General features: G+C 52.1%; 18 protein-coding genes. 9 read left to right on the top strand and 9 right to left on the bottom strand.

Annotation, left to right across the window (positions count from 1 at the left end):
* Positions 1 to 62 precede the first annotated feature (62 nt).
* The gene (cpxP, locus tag OGX92_RS09175) at positions 63 to 563 is read left to right on the top strand and encodes a cell-envelope stress modulator CpxP (RefSeq protein WP_008787022.1); all 501 of its coding nucleotides are present in this window, start codon (positions 63 to 65) and stop codon (positions 561 to 563) included.
* 207 nt (positions 564 to 770) lie between these two features.
* Here the strand turns inward: cpxP and OGX92_RS09180 are convergent, their stop codons facing one another.
* The gene (locus tag OGX92_RS09180; RefSeq protein ID WP_284962597.1) at positions 771 to 1130 is read right to left on the bottom strand and encodes a putative T6SS immunity periplasmic lipoprotein; all 360 of its coding nucleotides are present in this window, start codon (positions 1128 to 1130) and stop codon (positions 771 to 773) included.
* Positions 1127 to 1690, bottom strand: a complete 564-nt coding sequence (locus tag OGX92_RS09185) for a type IV secretion protein Rhs (protein ID WP_079939319.1) — start codon at positions 1688 to 1690, stop codon at positions 1127 to 1129. Before OGX92_RS09185 ends, OGX92_RS09180 begins: the two co-directional genes overlap by 4 nt.
* A 250-nt stretch (positions 1691 to 1940) precedes the next feature.
* On the opposite strand from OGX92_RS09185, the gene fieF reads away from it, so the two are divergent.
* The 6 genes from fieF to OGX92_RS09215 all read left to right on the top strand — a co-directional run bounded on the left by fieF (position 1941) and on the right by OGX92_RS09215 (position 8999).
* Entirely contained in the window at positions 1941 to 2843 is a 903-nt protein-coding gene (gene fieF, locus OGX92_RS09190) for a CDF family cation-efflux transporter FieF (RefSeq protein ID WP_003825216.1), read from the top strand.
* Between the two features lie 185 nt (positions 2844 to 3028).
* On the top strand, positions 3029 to 3991 hold the full coding sequence (gene pfkA / locus OGX92_RS09195) for a 6-phosphofructokinase (protein WP_003825214.1): 963 nt from the start codon (positions 3029 to 3031) through the stop codon (positions 3989 to 3991).
* Positions 3992 to 4191: 200 nt separating this feature from the next.
* Positions 4192 to 5181, top strand: coding sequence for a sulfate/thiosulfate ABC transporter substrate-binding protein Sbp (sbp, locus tag OGX92_RS09200; protein WP_126957435.1), 990 nt, complete (start codon positions 4192 to 4194; stop codon positions 5179 to 5181).
* Between the two features lie 104 nt (positions 5182 to 5285).
* Positions 5286 to 6035, top strand: a complete 750-nt coding sequence (locus OGX92_RS09205; protein ID WP_020996109.1) for a CDP-diacylglycerol diphosphatase — start codon at positions 5286 to 5288, stop codon at positions 6033 to 6035.
* 73 nt (positions 6036 to 6108) lie between these two features.
* Positions 6109 to 7413: an SLC13 family permease gene (locus OGX92_RS09210; RefSeq protein WP_126957433.1), complete on the top strand. Its 1305-nt coding sequence runs from the start codon at positions 6109 to 6111 to the stop codon at positions 7411 to 7413.
* A 113-nt stretch (positions 7414 to 7526) separates the two neighbouring features.
* Positions 7527 to 8999, top strand: coding sequence for a DASS family sodium-coupled anion symporter (locus tag OGX92_RS09215; protein WP_103285929.1), 1473 nt, complete (start codon positions 7527 to 7529; stop codon positions 8997 to 8999).
* Between the two features lie 39 nt (positions 9000 to 9038).
* Here OGX92_RS09215 and tpiA read toward each other — a convergent pair whose 3' ends face one another.
* Together tpiA and OGX92_RS09225 are read right to left on the bottom strand one after the other, a co-directional pair.
* On the bottom strand, positions 9039 to 9806 hold the full coding sequence (gene tpiA / locus OGX92_RS09220) for a triose-phosphate isomerase (RefSeq protein ID WP_003028783.1): 768 nt from the start codon (positions 9804 to 9806) through the stop codon (positions 9039 to 9041).
* A 228-nt stretch (positions 9807 to 10034) separates the two neighbouring features.
* Entirely contained in the window at positions 10035 to 10637 is a 603-nt protein-coding gene (locus OGX92_RS09225) for a YiiQ family protein (protein ID WP_286586457.1), read from the bottom strand.
* Between the two features lie 100 nt (positions 10638 to 10737).
* Here OGX92_RS09225 and OGX92_RS09230 point away from each other — a divergent pair, with 100 nt between their 5' ends.
* Positions 10738 to 11166 carry a DUF805 domain-containing protein gene (locus OGX92_RS09230; RefSeq protein ID WP_003825201.1) on the top strand — a complete coding sequence of 143 codons (429 nt, stop codon included), beginning with the start codon at positions 10738 to 10740 and terminating at the stop codon, positions 11164 to 11166.
* A gap of 63 nt (positions 11167 to 11229) precedes the next feature.
* Here the strand turns inward: OGX92_RS09230 and fpr are convergent, their stop codons facing one another.
* From fpr to OGX92_RS09250, 4 genes are all read right to left on the bottom strand, one after another.
* Positions 11230 to 11976 (bottom strand): ferredoxin--NADP(+) reductase, encoded by a 747-nt coding sequence (gene fpr, locus OGX92_RS09235; RefSeq protein ID WP_063941742.1) that lies wholly within the window; start codon positions 11974 to 11976, stop codon positions 11230 to 11232.
* Between the two features lie 95 nt (positions 11977 to 12071).
* A complete protein-coding gene (gene glpX, locus OGX92_RS09240) occupies positions 12072 to 13082 on the bottom strand; it encodes a class II fructose-bisphosphatase (RefSeq protein ID WP_063941743.1) in 1011 nt (336 codons plus the stop codon).
* Between the two features lie 135 nt (positions 13083 to 13217).
* Positions 13218 to 14726: a glycerol kinase GlpK gene (gene glpK, locus OGX92_RS09245; RefSeq protein WP_149335649.1), complete on the bottom strand. Its 1509-nt coding sequence runs from the start codon at positions 14724 to 14726 to the stop codon at positions 13218 to 13220.
* Positions 14727 to 14748: 22 nt separating this feature from the next.
* Positions 14749 to 15594 carry an MIP/aquaporin family protein gene (locus OGX92_RS09250; protein WP_003825195.1) on the bottom strand — a complete coding sequence of 282 codons (846 nt, stop codon included), beginning with the start codon at positions 15592 to 15594 and terminating at the stop codon, positions 14749 to 14751.
* A 428-nt stretch (positions 15595 to 16022) separates the two neighbouring features.
* On the opposite strand from OGX92_RS09250, the gene zapB reads away from it, so the two are divergent.
* Complete coding sequence (gene zapB / locus OGX92_RS09255) at positions 16023 to 16268, top strand: septal ring assembly protein ZapB (protein ID WP_095533156.1); 246 nt, start codon at positions 16023 to 16025, stop codon at positions 16266 to 16268.
* Positions 16269 to 16487: 219 nt separating this feature from the next.
* Here zapB and rraA read toward each other — a convergent pair whose 3' ends face one another.
* Positions 16488 to 16973, bottom strand: coding sequence for a ribonuclease E activity regulator RraA (gene rraA / locus OGX92_RS09260; protein ID WP_079939327.1), 486 nt, complete (start codon positions 16971 to 16973; stop codon positions 16488 to 16490).
* Positions 16974 to 16980: the final 7 nt, after the last annotated feature.

Below are 16980 nucleotides of genomic sequence, written 5' to 3' on the forward strand. Positions count from 1 at the left end.
GCAGCCCGAATCGTAAACTGTCTCTCGTTGAATCGCGACAGAAAAGATTTTGGGAGCAAGTGATGGGCAAAGTTACCGCTGCCGTCATGGCCTCAACGCTGGCACTCAGTACATTTAGCCATGCAGCTGAAGTCGTCACAGGCGATCACTGGCACCTGGGTGAAGGCTCATCGCAACGCAGCGTTCAGAGCCACATGTTTGACGGTATCAGTTTAACCGAACATCAACGTCAACAGATGCGAGATTTAATGCAGCAGGCAAGACACGAACAGCCTCCTGTTAATGTTAGCGAAATGGAGACAATGCATCGCCTTGTCACCGCAGAGAAATTTGATGAAAGCGCAGTGCGCGCTCAGGCAGAAAGAATGGCGCAAGAACAGGTTGCCCGCCAGGTTGAAATAGCCAGGATCCGCAACCAGATGTATCGCCTGTTAACGCCCGAGCAGCAAGCGGTTTTAAATGAGAAACATGAACAACGAATGGAGCAACTGCGCGATGTAGCGCACTGGAAAAAAAGCTCATCGTTGAATTTATTGAGTAGTAGCAACTCACGTTCCCAGTAGTAACCCTGTTTTCCTTGCCATAGACACCATCCCTGTCTTCCCCCACATGATGTGGGGGTTTTTTTTGCCTAAAATTACAGTGAATTACCAAAGATAAACAGCTACTTGCAGATAGTATTTGGAGCTGAAAACAGCTTTTGTTATGTGTGGCTGACTTCAATGTAACTTACTGCCTTTATGTAGAGCGGCGTGATCTGATAATAATGCTTAGCTTTTTCCTAAATCCAACACTTTTCCATCATTGGTAATGATAAATGTGTAGTAGTGATTTTTTCCATTTAAGGTATAGCTTGTACCATACACCACCCCTTTTTCTAAATTGACCGTGAAGCAGGTACTTGGGTAGATGAGATGTTTAAAATCGCCGACTAATAATTTTTTATCTTCTCTACCATTAGTTGACAGAATATAGCGGTTTAACACATCATTTTTATCTATGGTAAAGCAAACACGATTGCCATCTACGTAGATCGCCTGTCGTTCACCGGACTCTGCACCCTCTCTGCCTTTCCCTGGGCACCCGGCCAGAAATAAAAGTAAAGGGAGAAAAAAGAACGATTTCTTCATATCGGAAAGCTCCCGAGTACCTTTTCATATTTCTGCATTAATTCCAGCGCCGGTTCTTCTGGGTCATAATCACGGTAAACATACAGATCGCTATGCCCATCAAACCCATAGTGCTTTAACAACCAGTAATCGCTGACTAAGGATGCTTGTTGCTCCAGTCCGTAATCAAGTAGATTTTTTTCATTTAGGCTGTATGTATAGTCAGCTGCCCATGAGAATGCCCCACGTGTTCGTACCCACATTCCATATTGGTGCTGCCAAACATGCATCATTTCATGCAAAAAAAGATGCTGGGCATTTGGAGTTGGCTGTTTTGTTGGCATCGAGAAATCATCTTCGTATTTTATTGTTCTAAACCACATTTCGCCGTCAGGCGTCATCGCCTGACCTGGGTTTTGAGTATCAAAAGGAAGATAACTTTCCAGATGAACCCAAACCTGATGGTAAAGAATGCTGAAGCCAAAGAGCGAGTTTGCAAGATTTATCTCGCCAAGCCTTAACCTACGCAGACCTCCTTCTTGGATCGGTTTCCAGTCAATAGAATTAGGGTAATACGCCATCTTAATCCCTCAAGATATGTTGATTGAGCGTTTATCGTACACCTAAAGTAAATGAGGATTAGAAGTGTTACAGAGAGGCCTTAAAAATTCAGAATAAAACGTATTCAGGTGACGTATTGCTGCAACATTCCATCCCTGTCTTCCCCCACATGATGTGGGGGTTTTTTTTGCCCAAAATTTGTCCCTCGGTTATTGCCTGACTGTTTTATTTCATCCGTTATACTAGCGGCATATCCTGGCAGGAGTGTTTATGAATCAAACCTATGGGCGGCTGGTGAGCCGGGCGGCAATCGCGGCGACCGTGATGGCATCGCTGTTACTTTTGATCAAAATTTTCGCGTGGTGGTACACCGGATCGGTCAGTATTCTGGCAGCGCTGGTGGATTCTCTGGTGGACATCGCGGCGTCATTAACCAACCTGTTGGTGGTGCGCTATTCGCTGCAGCCCGCCGATGATGAACATACGTTCGGACACGGAAAAGCGGAATCGCTGGCGGCGCTGGCGCAAAGCATGTTTATTTCCGGTTCGGCGCTGTTTTTATTCCTGACCGGGATTCAGCATCTCATTCAACCCACGCCGATGAAAGATCCCGGCGTTGGGGTGGTTGTCACCATTATTGCGTTAGTGTGTACAATCATTCTGGTCTCGTTTCAGCGCTGGGTAGTGAAGCGTACGCAAAGTCAGGCCGTTCGGGCAGATATGCTTCATTATCAGTCTGATGTTATGATGAACGGTGCGATTCTCATTGCGCTCGGGCTGGCATGGTACGGCTGGCATCGTGCGGATGCCTTGTTTGCGCTCGGGATTGGCATCTATATTTTATATAGCGCATTACGCATGGGGTATGAGGCAGTGCAATCTTTGCTGGATCGCGCTTTACCCGATGAGGAACGTCAGGAAATTATTGATATCGTGACGTCATGGCCTGGAGTCAGCGGCGCTCACGATCTTCGCACGCGGCAGTCAGGGCCGACCCGCTTTATTCAGATTCATTTGGAAATGGAAGATAATCTGCCGCTCGTTCAGGCGCATTTAGTGGCTGAACAGGTTGAGCAGGCAATTTTACGGCGTTTCCCGGGATCGGATGTCATCATTCATCAGGATCCCTGTTCAGTCGTACCCAAGGAAGGCAAGATGTTTGAGCTTTCATAATTCGTTGTAAAAAAAGTGAACCGGGCCAGCATTTTGTGTATAAATTACCACCATTTGGCCTGACCTGAATCAATTCAGCAGGAAGTGATTGTTATACTATCTGCATATTCGTTGGATCGTTTCGATATGCGGAATCGACTTCCGGCAGCAGATTTCATTTTGCATTCCAAAGTTCAGAGGTAGTCATGATTAAGAAAATCGGTGTGTTGACAAGCGGCGGTGATGCGCCGGGCATGAACGCAGCAATCCGTGGTGTTGTACGTGCAGCGTTGACGGAAGGGCTGGAAGTCATGGGGATCCATGATGGCTACCTGGGTTTGTATGAAGACCGTATGGTCCAGCTTGACCGCTACAGCGTGTCCGACATGATCAACCGTGGCGGTACTTTCCTCGGTTCTGCTCGCTTCCCGGAATTCCGTGATGAAAACGTACGTGCGGTGGCGATCGAAAACCTGAAGAAGCGTGGCATCGACGCCCTGGTTGTTATCGGGGGTGACGGTTCTTACATGGGGGCAAAACGCCTGACTGAAATGGGCTTCCCGTGCATCGGTCTGCCGGGCACTATCGACAACGATATCAAGGGCACTGACTACACCATCGGCTACTTCACCGCGCTGGGTACTGTCGTTGAAGCGATTGACCGCCTGCGTGATACCTCTTCTTCTCACCAGCGTATTTCTATCGTTGAAGTGATGGGCCGCTACTGTGGTGACCTGACCCTGGCAGCAGCGATTGCCGGTGGCTGTGAGTTCGTGGTGGTTCCGGAAGTGGAATTCAGCCGTGACGATTTGGTTACTGAAATCAAAGCAGGTATCGCGAAAGGTAAAAAACACGCAATCGTAGCGATCACTGAACACATGTGTGACGTTGACGAATTGGCGCATTACATTGAGAAAGAAACGGGTCGTGAAACGCGTGCAACCGTACTGGGTCACATCCAGCGTGGTGGTTCCCCGGTTCCTTACGACCGTATTCTGGCATCCCGTATGGGCGCCTATGCCATTGAACTTCTGCTGGAAGGTCACGGCGGTCGCTGCGTAGGTATTCAGAACGAGCAGCTGGTTCACCATGACATCATCGACGCTATCGAAAACATGAAGCGTCCGTTCAAAGGTGACTGGCTGGACTGCGCGAAGAAACTGTATTAATTGCAATTGCCGGATGGCGGCTTGCGCCTTATCCGGCCTACATGATGCAAATCGTAGGCCTGATAAGCGTAGCGCCATCAGGCAAAAACTCGACTCCATATATTCCCCCAAGTTATAGCAAATCTTTTTTTATTCTTTAATGTTTGGATGCCTTTCTGGCACGCTTTGCTCATCACAACACTACCTAAGAGAGCTGGGCGATGAACAAATGGGGCGTAGGGTTAACATTATTGCTGGCATCGACCAGCGTTCTGGCAAAGGATATTCAGTTACTTAACGTATCGTACGATCCAACGCGTGAACTGTACGAGCAGTACAATAAGGCCTTCAGCGCGCACTGGAAGCAGGAAACGGGCGACAACGTCGTGATTCGCCAGTCGCATGGTGGTTCGGGTAAACAGGCGACCTCCGTCATCAACGGCATTGAAGCCGATGTCGTGACGCTGGCACTGGCTTACGACGTGGATGCCATTGCTGAACGTGGCCGTATCGATAAAAACTGGATTAAACGCCTGCCGGATAACTCTGCGCCTTACACCTCCACCATCGTATTCCTGGTCCGCAAAGGCAATCCCAAACAAATTCATGACTGGAACGATTTAATCAAACCGGGCGTGTCGGTCATTACGCCAAACCCGAAAAGCTCCGGCGGAGCTCGCTGGAACTATCTGGCGGCATGGGGCTATGCCCTGCACCACAACAACAACGATCAGGCCAAGGCACAAGACTTTGTGAAGGCCCTGTATAAAAACGTTGAGGTACTCGATTCTGGTGCACGTGGTTCAACCAATACCTTCGTTGAACGTGGTATCGGTGATGTGCTGATTGCCTGGGAAAACGAAGCGCTGTTGGCAACGAACGAGCTGGGCAAAGATAAATTCGAGATAGTGACCCCGAGTGAATCTATCCTCGCGGAGCCGACCGTGTCCGTGGTTGATAAAGTGGTGGAAAAGAAAGACACCAAAGCGGTGGCGGAAGCTTACCTGAAGTATCTCTACTCTCCGGAAGGTCAGGAAATTGCGGCGAAAAACTACTATCGTCCACGTGATGCAGACGTTGCGAAGAAATACGAAAACGCATTTCCGAAGCTGAAGCTGTTCACTATCGACGAAGAGTTTGGCGGCTGGACGAAAGCGCAGAAAGAGCACTTCTCTAACGGCGGTACGCTCGACCAAATCAGTAAACGATAAATAAGTCTCTGATTTACCGACCCGGTGGCCTAACGCGACCGGGTTTTTTATTTGTCATGGTTTTGCGTTACTCTTGCCCTTCAATGGGATACAGGAAACGCGTAATGAAAAAAGCAGGCTATCTTTTACTGGCGGTGATTGTGGTCGCCGCCGCTGCAGGTATCGGGTACTGGAAATTCACCGGCAACCCGGACGCATTACGCCAGATCGTTCTTCAGCAATGCCTGCCGCACCAGTTGCAGCAGCAGGACCCCGCACCATGCGCTGAAGTAAAGCCGGATGCTGGATATGTGGTGTTCAAAGACCGTAACGGCCCACTGCAATATCTGTTGATGCCTACCTGGCGGATCAACGGTACGGAAAGTCCGCTGTTGTTGAAATCAGGCACACCGAACTTTTTCTGGCTGGCCTGGCAGGCGCGTAGCTTTATGAGCCAAAAATACGGCCAGGAAATCCCTGACAAAGCAGTCTCTCTGACCATTAACTCACGTAGCGGGCGTACGCAAAATCACCTGCATATTCATATCTCCTGCCTGCGAACCGATGTCAGAAAGCAGCTGGATGACAACCTGGCGAAAATCAGCACCCGCTGGCTACCATTACCGGGTGGGCTGCGCGGTCATGAATATCTGGCACGTCGCGTCACGGAAAATGAACTGGCACAACGCAGCCCGTTTATGATGCTGGCGGAAGAGGTGCCGGATGCGCGTGAGCATATGGGCAGCTATGCGTTGGCGATGGTGCGCCAGAGCGACGAATCCTTTGTCCTGCTGGCTACTCAGCGCAATCTGCTGGCACTGAATCTCGCCTCCGCTGAGGAAATTCAGGATCATCAATGTGATATTCTGCGTTAACCCCACCTAATCTGGCGTTTACTCCGCATGCCTGTCCCCGTATTCTTGTTGAAAAAAACAACAGGAGACAGGCATGTCGCTCTGGCTTACACACCCTCTGTTTATCCCCTCTCTGGTGGTTGGTATCACCATTCTGCTCTGGGCTACGTCGCTGCTGCCGGAGTTTATAACGGCGCTGCTGTTCTTTGCCGTGGCGATGGTCGCCAAAATCGCGCCACCGGATGTGATTTTTGGCGGCTTTGCGTCCTCCGCATTCTGGCTGGTGTTTAGCGGCTTTGTACTGGGTATTGCGATTCGTAAAACGGGGCTGGCGGACAGGGCGGCGAGGGCGCTGTCATCGAGGTTGACTGATTCCTGGCCGTTAATGGTGGCGAGCGTAGTGCTGCTGAGTTACGCGCTGGCATTTGTAATGCCATCCAACATGGGCCGCATTGCGCTGCTGATGCCGATTGTCGCGGCGATGGCGAAACGAGCTGGAATTAACGAAGGCACGCGCGCCTGGTATGGTCTGGCACTGGCCGTCGGGTTTGGGACGTTCCAGCTTTCTGCGACGATTTTACCCGCTAACGTACCGAATCTGGTGATGAGCGGCGCGGCGGAAGGCTCTTACGGCATCCACCTCAATTATCTTCCCTATTTGCTGCTGCATACGCCGGTTCTGGGTTGGCTTAAAGGCGCGGTGCTCATTGTGCTTATCTGCTGGTTGTTCCCTGGCAAGCCGCATGCGCCGCGCGATCTCACGCCGCCGGAGCCGATGAGCCGGGATGAAAAACGTCTGGCCTGGATGTTAGCGGTGGTGCTGTTCTTGTGGGTAAGCGAAAGCTGGCACGGTATTGGCCCCGCGTGGACCGGGCTGGCGGCGGCAGTTATCACATTGCTACCACGGGTTGGCTTTATCAATGGCGACGAGTTTTCCGCTGGGGTCAACATTCGTACCTGTATTTATGTGGCGGGTATTCTGGGGCTGGCGATCACCGTCACGCAGACCGGTATTGGTAGCGCCGTTGGCGAAGCGCTGTTACAGGTGATGCCGCTGGATGCGGAAAAGCCGTTTACCAGTTTCCTCGCGCTGACCGGTATTACCACTGCGCTTAATTTTATTATGACGGCGAACGGTGTTCCGGCGCTGTATACCACGTTGGCGCAAAGCTTTGCCGATGCGACGGGATTCCCACTGCTGTCGGTGATTATGATCCAGGTGCTGGGTTATTCCACACCACTGTTGCCGTATCAGGCTTCACCGATCGTGGTGGCGATGGCGCTCGGGAAAGTACCTGCAAGGGCGGGGATGCTGCTGTGTATCGCACTGGCGGCGGCAACATATCTGATTCTTCTGCCGCTGGATTACGCCTGGTTTACGGTGTTGGGAAAACTGTAGCTGTATCAAAATGTTAATTTTTTGTTTTGTGAGTGAGTGAATTGTATTATGCGCGGCAATATTGGTTAATGCCTGAGCGCAGATTTGCGCACTGGAAATTCAAGGATTGATTCATGGACAGTTTAACCCCCATCCGCTGTTGGCCTGCCATCATCTCGCTCGTGATTACGCTGACCATCTGGTTTGTTATCCCGTGTCCACCTGACGTAACCCCGCAAGCGTGGCACCTGCTGGCACTGTTTATTGGTACGATCGCTGCGATTATCGGTAAAGCCATGCCGATTGGCGCAATTGCGATTGTGGCGATTATGCTGGTGGCGATGACTGGCGTTACTAACCCCGGCAAACCCTCCGCGGCGTTGAACGATGCGTTGAGTGGTTTTTCTAACCAGCTAATCTGGCTGATCGGTTTATCCATTATGCTGTCGCAAAGTCTGTTAAAGACTGGCCTGGGAGCGCGTATTGGCTACGGGTTTATTGCGCTATTTGGTAAAAGAACGCTGGGCATTGCGTGGGCATTAACCCTTGCGGAAACGCTAATTGCACCCGTAACGCCAAGCAATACCGCGCGTGGCGGCGGCATTATCCACCCGGTAATGCGGGCGATTGCGGAGAGCCTCGGCTCGCAGCCAGGCCATGCCGAGAATGGCTCAACGGGCCGTTATCTCGCGCTGGTGAACTACAACATTAACCCGATCAGCTCGGCAATGTTCATCACTGCGACCGCACCTAACCCGTTAATCGTCAGCTTTTTGACGAAGGGGACGGATGGCGTGCTGAACATGACCTGGGGAATGTGGGCTATTGCGGCGCTTCTTCCTGCTCTGGTATCACTGGTTGTCATGCCGATTGTAATCTGGTGGCTCTATCCGCCAGCTATCACGCGCACGCCAAATGCGCCGCAGTTCGCGCGGCAAAAACTGGATGCGCTGGGTCCACTATCACTGGCAGAAAAAATCACCCTGGCAGTGTTCATTTTGCTGCTCTGCCTGTGGGCGGGTGTTCCAGCGATGCTGATGGGCAGTGCCTGGAGCGTAAACCCTACCAGCGCCGCGTTAATTGGATTGTCGATTCTATTGATGGCGGGCGTATTGAGCTGGGATGACATTCTTAAATGCCGCGGGGCATGGGATACGATAGTCTGGTTTGCCGCGCTGGTGATGATGGCAGATTTTCTCAGCAAACTGGGGTTGGTGGGATGGCTGGCAACCAGTGTTGGTAGTGCAATCGACCATCTTGGCGTGCACTGGAGTGTTGCAACGCTGCTGTTGATTCTGCTTTACGTCTACTCGCACTACTTTTTCGCCAGCACAACTGCGCATATTACGGCTATGTTCGCTGCGTTCTTCGCCGCAGGATTAGGCCTCGGCGCGCCACCAGCATTGCTTGGTTTAATGCTCGGTTTCTCCTCCTCTTTGATGATGTCGCTCACGCACTATGGCACGGGTACTGCGCCGATCATCTTTGGTTCGGGCTATGTCACGCTGGCGGAGTGGTGGAAAACGGGCCTGGTGATGAGTGTGGTCAACCTGACCATTTGGGGGGGGACCGGCGCCTTCTGGTGGCACTGGTTGGGATACTGGTAGTTAATACAGCGGGAGGAGTGCTCCTCCCGCCTTAACAACTTAAGCCTGTTTAGCGGCTTCTGCTGCTTTAACGATGACTGCGAAGGCGTCTGCTTTCAGAGAAGCACCACCAACCAGCGCACCGTCGATGTCCGGCTGAGCAAACAGTTCTGCCGCGTTAGCTGCGTTTACAGAACCGCCGTACTGGATGATAACTTGTTCAGCGATTTTCGCGTCAGCTTTAGCAATGTGGTCACGAATAAATTTGTGAACAGCCTGAGCCTGAGCAGGAGTTGCAGACTTACCGGTACCGATAGCCCATACTGGTTCGTAAGCGATAACGACGCCTTCGAATGCTGCTGCGCCCTGAGTTTTCAGAACCGCGTCGATCTGACGTGCGCAAACTTCTTCAGTTTTGCCTGCTTCGTTTTCTGCTTCGGTTTCACCGATGCACAGAACCGGAGTCAGACCTTGCTCTTTCAGCACAGCGAATTTTTTAGCGATCAGCTCGTCAGATTCTTTGTGGTAAGTACGACGCTCAGAGTGACCGATAATGATGTACTGCGCGCCGATATCTTTCAGCATTTCAGCACTTGTTTCACCGGTGAATGCGCCAGACAGGTTCAGATCAACGTTCTGCGCGCCCAGAATGATGTGGCTACCGGCAGCGGCGTGTTTCGCCAGGTCGATATACATTTCCGGCGGAGCAATTGCTACTGCACAGCCAGCAACGCCAGCCAGTTCTTTACGCAGATTAGCAACCAGTTCGTTTACCATGTGGCGGCTGCCGTTCAGTTTCCAGTTACCCATCACTAAAGGATGTCGCATTTCATTTCTCCACGCTTGTCAGCGAATTAAGGAATATGGCCGCCCCTCAGGGCAGCATGGTCTGTGAAACAGTATAGAGATTGATCATCCCGAAGGCTTTGCTTTTTGTCATTTCCCCGTCATTCTCCACGTTGCAGGTGCGTTGGCTGTACTCTCTCACCCCAGTCACTTACTGATGTAAGCTCCTGGGGGGTCGTTGCGTCGCCGCCTTCCTGAAACGTGAATAATTTAGGGGGAATTCGACCCTTCGAGGTTTTCAGATAGAGCCAGCTTAATCGGTTCAACAGCGAAGGTCAGCCCCTTTTCACCGTTATCTACCACGACATAGCGAATTGCGCCTTCTGTTTCGGCGTAATAGTGCTTACCTTTGCCTGCGGCGAGCAGTTTTTGCAGCTTTTTCTGGCTCTGTTCCTTCGTCAGTAGTGGTGCGACAGTGCGGATGACGGCGGTCATGTATTCCAGCGCTTTCGCTTTAGCTGCCTTTTGCTCTGGTCCTTGAATTGGTAACCAGGTTATCTGCATGCTTTTGATTTTCAGGGTGCCGCGCTCAAGGGCGGAAGACGCATACAGGTTTTCATTGATTTTACTGGCCGCGCGGGTGAGATTTGCCCGATCGCGACTGCTGTCGATAGCGCGGAACTCATTCAGGATCAGCTTCGGATTCTGTGTATTAAAGTTTTCGCGAAACTGGCTAATCGACAGGTCAAAGGTCGGCGCGCCCGCCAGTAAATAGGGGGCTGTGGTTGCCGTCGATGGCTCTTTCGCCAGTGCCGCAGTGCTCGCGGTTAAGGCTGAAAACAATAATAAAAACAGTGTAAATCCGTGCTTCATCAATCGTACCTTTCATTCTCACTGCTCACGATTAAAACGGTAACCGTCGAGCTTGTCAAAAGGGTAAACTGTTCTGGAAGGTAATAATAAAGGAACTTACATGACCATACAGCAGTGGTTATTCTCATTTAAAGGGCGCATCGGGCGCCGTGATTTCTGGATTTGGATTGGCCTATGGATCGTCGGCATGCTGGTTCTGTTTTCGCTGGCGAGCAAACAATTACTCGATATTCAGACCGCGGCTTTTTGTCTGGTGTGTCTGCTATGGCCAACGGCGGCAGTGACGGTAAAACGTCTGCATGACCGGGGGCGTTCCGGAGCGTGGGCGCTGTTGATGATTCTGGCGTGGATGCTGCTGGCCGGAAATTGGGCGATGTTACCCGGCGTCTGGCAATGGGCGGTAGGCCGCTTTGTTCCAACGTTGATTCTGGTCGGTATGCTTATCGATCTGGGTGCGTTCATTGGCACCCAGGACGCAAATAAATATGGTAAGGATACGCAGGACGTAAAGTACAGAGCTGGCTCGTAGGCCGGATAAGCGCAAGCGCCATCCGGCAAAATGCCCGGGTGTTTACCGGGCAGTAAAACGTTCTTACCAGTAGTGCTCTGCAGTCATATGGCCCGGTCGGCGGCGCAGGTGTTTGGTCATCTGCCGGGTCTCTTTCAGCAACTGCTGCGTGTCGCGTACCATCTGCGGGTTTCCACACAGCATCACATGGCAGGTTTCTTTATCCAATGGCAGCCCGACTGCTTTTTCCAGCTCACCGCTTTCAATCAGCGCCGGTACACGCCCGGTCAGCGAATCTGCCACGGTTTCACGGCTGACAACCGTCTGGATACGTAATTTACCTTCGTAGCGCTTTTCCAGCGCCTGCATCAACGGTAGATAGCTCAAATCGGCGGCATAACGCGCGGCGTGGACCAGCACCAGGTTTTTGAAGCGATCCAGGTCCTTGCCTAACTGCAGAATCGACAAATATGGGCCGATAGCCGTGCCGGTTGCCAGCATCCACAGCGTGTCGCAATCGGGGACTTCATCCAGCACGAAGAAACCAGCCGCTTCACTCACCACCTGGACTTCATCGCCAGGCTTCAGTGCTGCCAGACGAGGGCTGAGTTTGCCGTCGGGAACCGTCACCAGATAAAACTCTAAATCGGAGTTATCAGGGGCATTGACGTAAGAATAGGCACGCTGGACGCGTTCGCCGTCGATCTCAAGGCCAAGCTTGGTGAATTGACCTGCAGTGAAAGGAAGAACCGGAGCTCGCACGGTCAAACTAAACAGGGCATCGGTCCAGTTCTGTACCTTCGTGACTTTGCCTGTTACCCAATCTGCCATGGTTTTCTCCTGTCTGCTTTGATTGCCTTATCTTCGTTCGTTGGACGAAAGATTTCCAGCCCATATGGGCTGGAAGGCTCTATTGATCAAATCAATTACAGGATGTGCGCCTGCACATCGGGATCTTTACGATCGAGGTAGTGAATCGACTGAATGCGGCGGATCGTACGTGATTTGCCGCGGATCAGCAGCGTTTCGGTGGTCGCGATATTACCTTTACGGCTAATCCCTTCCAGCAAATCGCCTTTGGTGATGCCGGTGGCGGAGAAAATGACGTTGTCGCTACGCGCCATTTCATCGAGGCGCAGCACTTTGCCCGCTTCAATGCCCATGGCGGCGCAACGAGCCAGTTCTTGTTCGCCAATGCGACGGTTCTCTTCGCTGTCGCCTTTGACGTCATGACGTGCCAGCAAACGGCCTTGCATGTCGCCGTCCAGCGCGCGGATGACGGCGGCAGAAACGACACCTTCAGGTGCGCCGCCAATGCCGTACAGCACGTCAACTTCACTGTCTGGCATGCATGTCAGAATGGAGGCAGCAACGTCACCGTCTGGAATAGCAAAGACGCGCACGCCCAATTTTTGCATTTCGGCGATCGTTTCATTATGGCGTGGCTTGGCCAGAATGGTGACGGTCAGTTCACTCAGCGGCTTATTGAGTGCAGCGGCAACGTTATGCAGGTTGGCTTCCAGCGACAGGTTCAGGTCGATAGACCCTTTTGCGCCTGGGCCGACAATCAGCTTCTCCATGTACATGTCTGGCGCGTTCAGGAAGCAACCTTTATCGCCAACAGCCAGTACGGCCAGCGCGTTTGCCTGACCCATTGCCGTCATGCGTGTGCCTTCGATAGGATCGACGGCGATGTCGACCGCATCACCAAGACCGGTCCCGACTTTCTCACCGATAAACAGCATCGGCGCTTCATCGATCTCGCCCTCGCCAATCACGATGGTGCCGTCAATGTTGACCTGGTTGAGCATAATACGCATGGCGTTTACCGCCGCGCCGTCAGCGGTATTTTTGTCGCCGCGGCCCAGCCATTTATAGCCAGCCAGCGCGGCCGCTTCGGTCACGCGTGAAAATTCAATGGCAAGTTCTCGTCTCATTGCAAACTCGTAGCTAAAAGGAATGGCGCGAAGTGTAGCACAGGGGAGGGGGCGAGATTATTGATGTGTGTGCGGGGTTGCCCCCGCACGAAGATATTGCCGGATAAGGCACAGTTGCCATCCGGCTATGACGTATTACTCGTCGTGATCTTCCCACGCCATGGCGCGTTTGACCGCTTTTTTCCAGCCGCTGTAACGGAAGTTACGTTCGGTGGTTTCGATACCTGGGCGGAATTCACGCTCGATGACCGCTTTTTCCTGCAGCTCATCCAGATTCTGCCAGAAGCCTACTGCCAGACCAGCCAGGTATGCCGCACCCAATGCGGTGACTTCGCGGACTTCCGGGCGCTCAACGCGCGTGCCGAGAATGTCGGACTGGAACTGCATCAGGAAGTTGTTGGCGACCGCACCGCCATCAACGCGCAGGGCGTGCAGGCGAATACCGGAGTCAGCCTGCATTGCTTCCAGAACATCACGAGTCTGATATGCAATAGACTCAAGCGTGGCACGGATGATGTGGTTGGAGTTTACCCCACGGGTCAGACCAAAGATGGCGCCGCGAGCATACGGGTCCCAGTATGGTGCGCCCAGGCCAGTAAATGCCGGAACGACGTATACGCCGTTGGTGTCTTTCACTTTGGTGGCGAAATATTCGGAGTCGAACGCATCGCTGATGAGTTTCATTTCATCACGCAGCCACTGGATAGATGCGCCAGCCATAAATACCGCACCTTCCAGCGCGTAGTTCACTTCCCCGGTCGGTCCGCAGGCGATGGTGGTCAGCAGTCCGTTTTCGGACTTAACGGCTTTCTCGCCGGTGTTCATCAGCATGAAGCAGCCGGTACCGTAAGTATTTTTCGCCATCCCTTCCTTCACGCACAGCTGGCCAAACAGCGCCGCCTGCTGGTCACCAGCGATACCGGAGATAGGAATACGAATGCCGCCTTTACCACCGATGTTGGTTTGGCCGTACACTTCAGAAGAACGACGTACTTCTGGCAGCATTGCACGCGGAATATCCAGCGCATCCAGCATCGTGTCATCCCAGTCCAGGGAGTGGATGTTGAACAGCATGGTACGCGAGGCGTTGGTGTAATCTGTGACGTGTACGCGCCCCTGCGTCATTTTCCAGATAAGCCAGGTGTCTACGGTACCAAACAGCAGTTCGCCGCGACGAGCGCGCTCACGCGAGCCTTCTACGTTGTCGAGGATCCACTTCACCTTGGTACCGGAGAAGTACGGGTCAATAACCAGACCGGTGTTGTTACGGATGTACTCTTCCATGCCGTCACGTTTGAGCTTTTCGCAGATATCCGCGGTACGACGGCACTGCCACACAATGGCGTTATAGATTGGTTTACCGGTTTCGCGTTCCCAGACGATGGTGGTTTCACGCTGGTTGGTAATACCGATCGCTGCAATTTCATCGGAACTGATATCGGCTTTCGCCAGAACTTCTACCAGCGTGGAGCTTTGGGTCGCCCAAATTTCCATTGGGTCATGTTCTACCCAACCGGCTTTCGGGTAGATTTGTTCGAATTCGCGCTGTGAAACGGCAACGATATTCGCATCGTGGTCCATTACGACCGCGCGGGAGCTGGTGGTGCCCTGGTCGAGCGCAACGATATATTTTTTTTCAGTCATAATTTTTTGTCCCGTAGTCACATTACTGCGAAGCTTTTTGTTGAGTGTTGGCCGCAACGTCTTTTTCTTCAATCGCGCAGACATCGCACGGTAAATGACGACCAATCAGTTTGCGATATGCCCATGCGCCCAAAATCGCGCCGGTAATCGGGCCAAACACCGGAACCAGGAAGTAAGGGATATCGCGACCACCCGTGAAGGCAATCTCACCCCATCCGGCCATCCAGGCGAAGAGTTTCGGTCCGAAGTCACGTGCCGGGTTCATCGCAAAACCTGTCAGCGGACCCATGGAAGCACCAATAACGGCAATCAACAAGCCGATCAGCAGTGGTGCCAGCGGACCACGAGGTACACCGTTACCATCGTCGGTCAGAGCCAGAATCAGCCCCATTAGAATAGCGGTAATGACCATTTCAACCGCGAAGGCCTGCACAAAATTGATATGCGGGTTCGGATAGGTGGAGAAAGTACCTGCCAGACCCAGGCTCTCGGTACTGCCGCGTACGATATGGTTGGTTTGTTCGAAATCGAGGAAAAGATTGTAATAAAGCCCGTAAACCAGTGCCGCTGCGCAAAAGGCGCCGGCAATTTGCGAAATAATAAAAGGAACAACTTTGCGTTTATCAAAACAGGCGAACAGCCAGAGTGCGATGGTTACCGCGGGATTCAGGTGTGCACCAGAAACGCCTGCGGTCAGATAGATAGCCATCGCTACCCCCAGACCCCAGATGATACTGATTTCCCACTGACCAAAAGTAGCCCCAGCCACTTTAAGTGCAGCGACACAGCCCACACCGAAGAAAATCAACAACCCGGTACCGAGGAATTCAGCAATGCACTGGCCTTTTAAGGTTGATGTTTGACTCATAATCGGATCCTGAAGAGAGTTTAATGTTTATTGTGTGCGAGAAGGTCACTGACATCCCCGGAGCCGGTAGGCACACTGTTAATTTATCGTTAACGCTCAAAAACGAGAAATATCGAAATTAAAATGTGTGTACTGCATCAACAAAATGAGCGTTTTCGCGCCATTGTGAGGTATTTGTTATACAAAAATAGTGTGAGCTGAATCATTTCACTGATCAATCTGTTAACACTTAAGAGTTATGACAGTAATGTCACCAGGAGAAAGACTAAAAGTGTTGCAAACCGCAATCTGCGCGGGATGCCGCTGGACAGGGATGACGCGGCTTCATACAATCGGTGTTAAGTAGAGTGCGCTCGTTTTTATTAAGGCGTCGCCGGTTATCGGGACGAGGATTTTTATCCATCAACGCCTTGCAATTCAGGAGAGGTATGACAATGTCATTAGAAGTGTTTGAGAAACTGGAAGCAAAAGTACAGCAGGCGATTGATACCATCACGCTGTTGCAGATGGAAATCGAAGAGCTGAAAGAAAAGAACAACTCACTGTCGCAGGAAGTTCAGACTGCACAGCAGCAGCGTGAAGAGCTGGAGCGTGAGAACAACAGCCTGAAAGAACAGCAGAGCGGCTGGCAGGATCGTCTGCATGCCCTGCTGGGTCGTATGGAAGAAGTCTAATCCTCGTCATATTTCACGTTATGGCGGCGTTGGCTGCGTGCATTCACCCCAGTCACATAGTGACCTATGCTCCTGGGGATTCACTTACTTGCCGCCTTGCCCTGACGTGAAATCTTTAGAAGATTTAGAGTGCGAGTTTGTAGGCCGGACAAGGCGCAAGCCGCCATCCGGCAATCAACGACAACGCATAAAAAAGGCACCTTACGGTGCCTTTTTCGCTTACTCGATATCGAGTGGGTCTTCGGAGAGGATTATCCCGGTGTTGTCGGCGTACAGGTGGTCGCCGGAGAAGAACGTTACGCCGCCAAAGTTGACGCGCACATCGCTTTCCCCGATACCTTCTCCTGAAGCACCTACCGGAATAGCGGCAATCGCCTGAATGCCGATGTCCAGCTCTCCCAGATCGTCTACCTGGCGGACTGAGCCGTAGATGACCAGACCTTCCCATTCATTCTGTACCGCCAGCCGTGCCAGTTCGGCATCGACCAGCGCACGACGAACAGAACCGCCGCCATCGACCAGCAGAACACGACCACGGCCATTTTGTTCGAGCAGATCGTACAGCAACCCGTTGTCCTCGAAACATTTTACCGTGATGATTTGTCCGCCAAACGACGCCCGTCCTCCAAAGTTAGAGAACAGCGGTTCCACGACGTTGACATCTTCCTGATAGATGTCACAAAGCTCGGATGTATCGTATTTCATAGGCTTA

Source organism: Citrobacter sp. Cpo089 (assembly GCF_030332695.1).
GTDB lineage: Bacteria > Pseudomonadota > Gammaproteobacteria > Enterobacterales > Enterobacteriaceae > Citrobacter > Citrobacter portucalensis.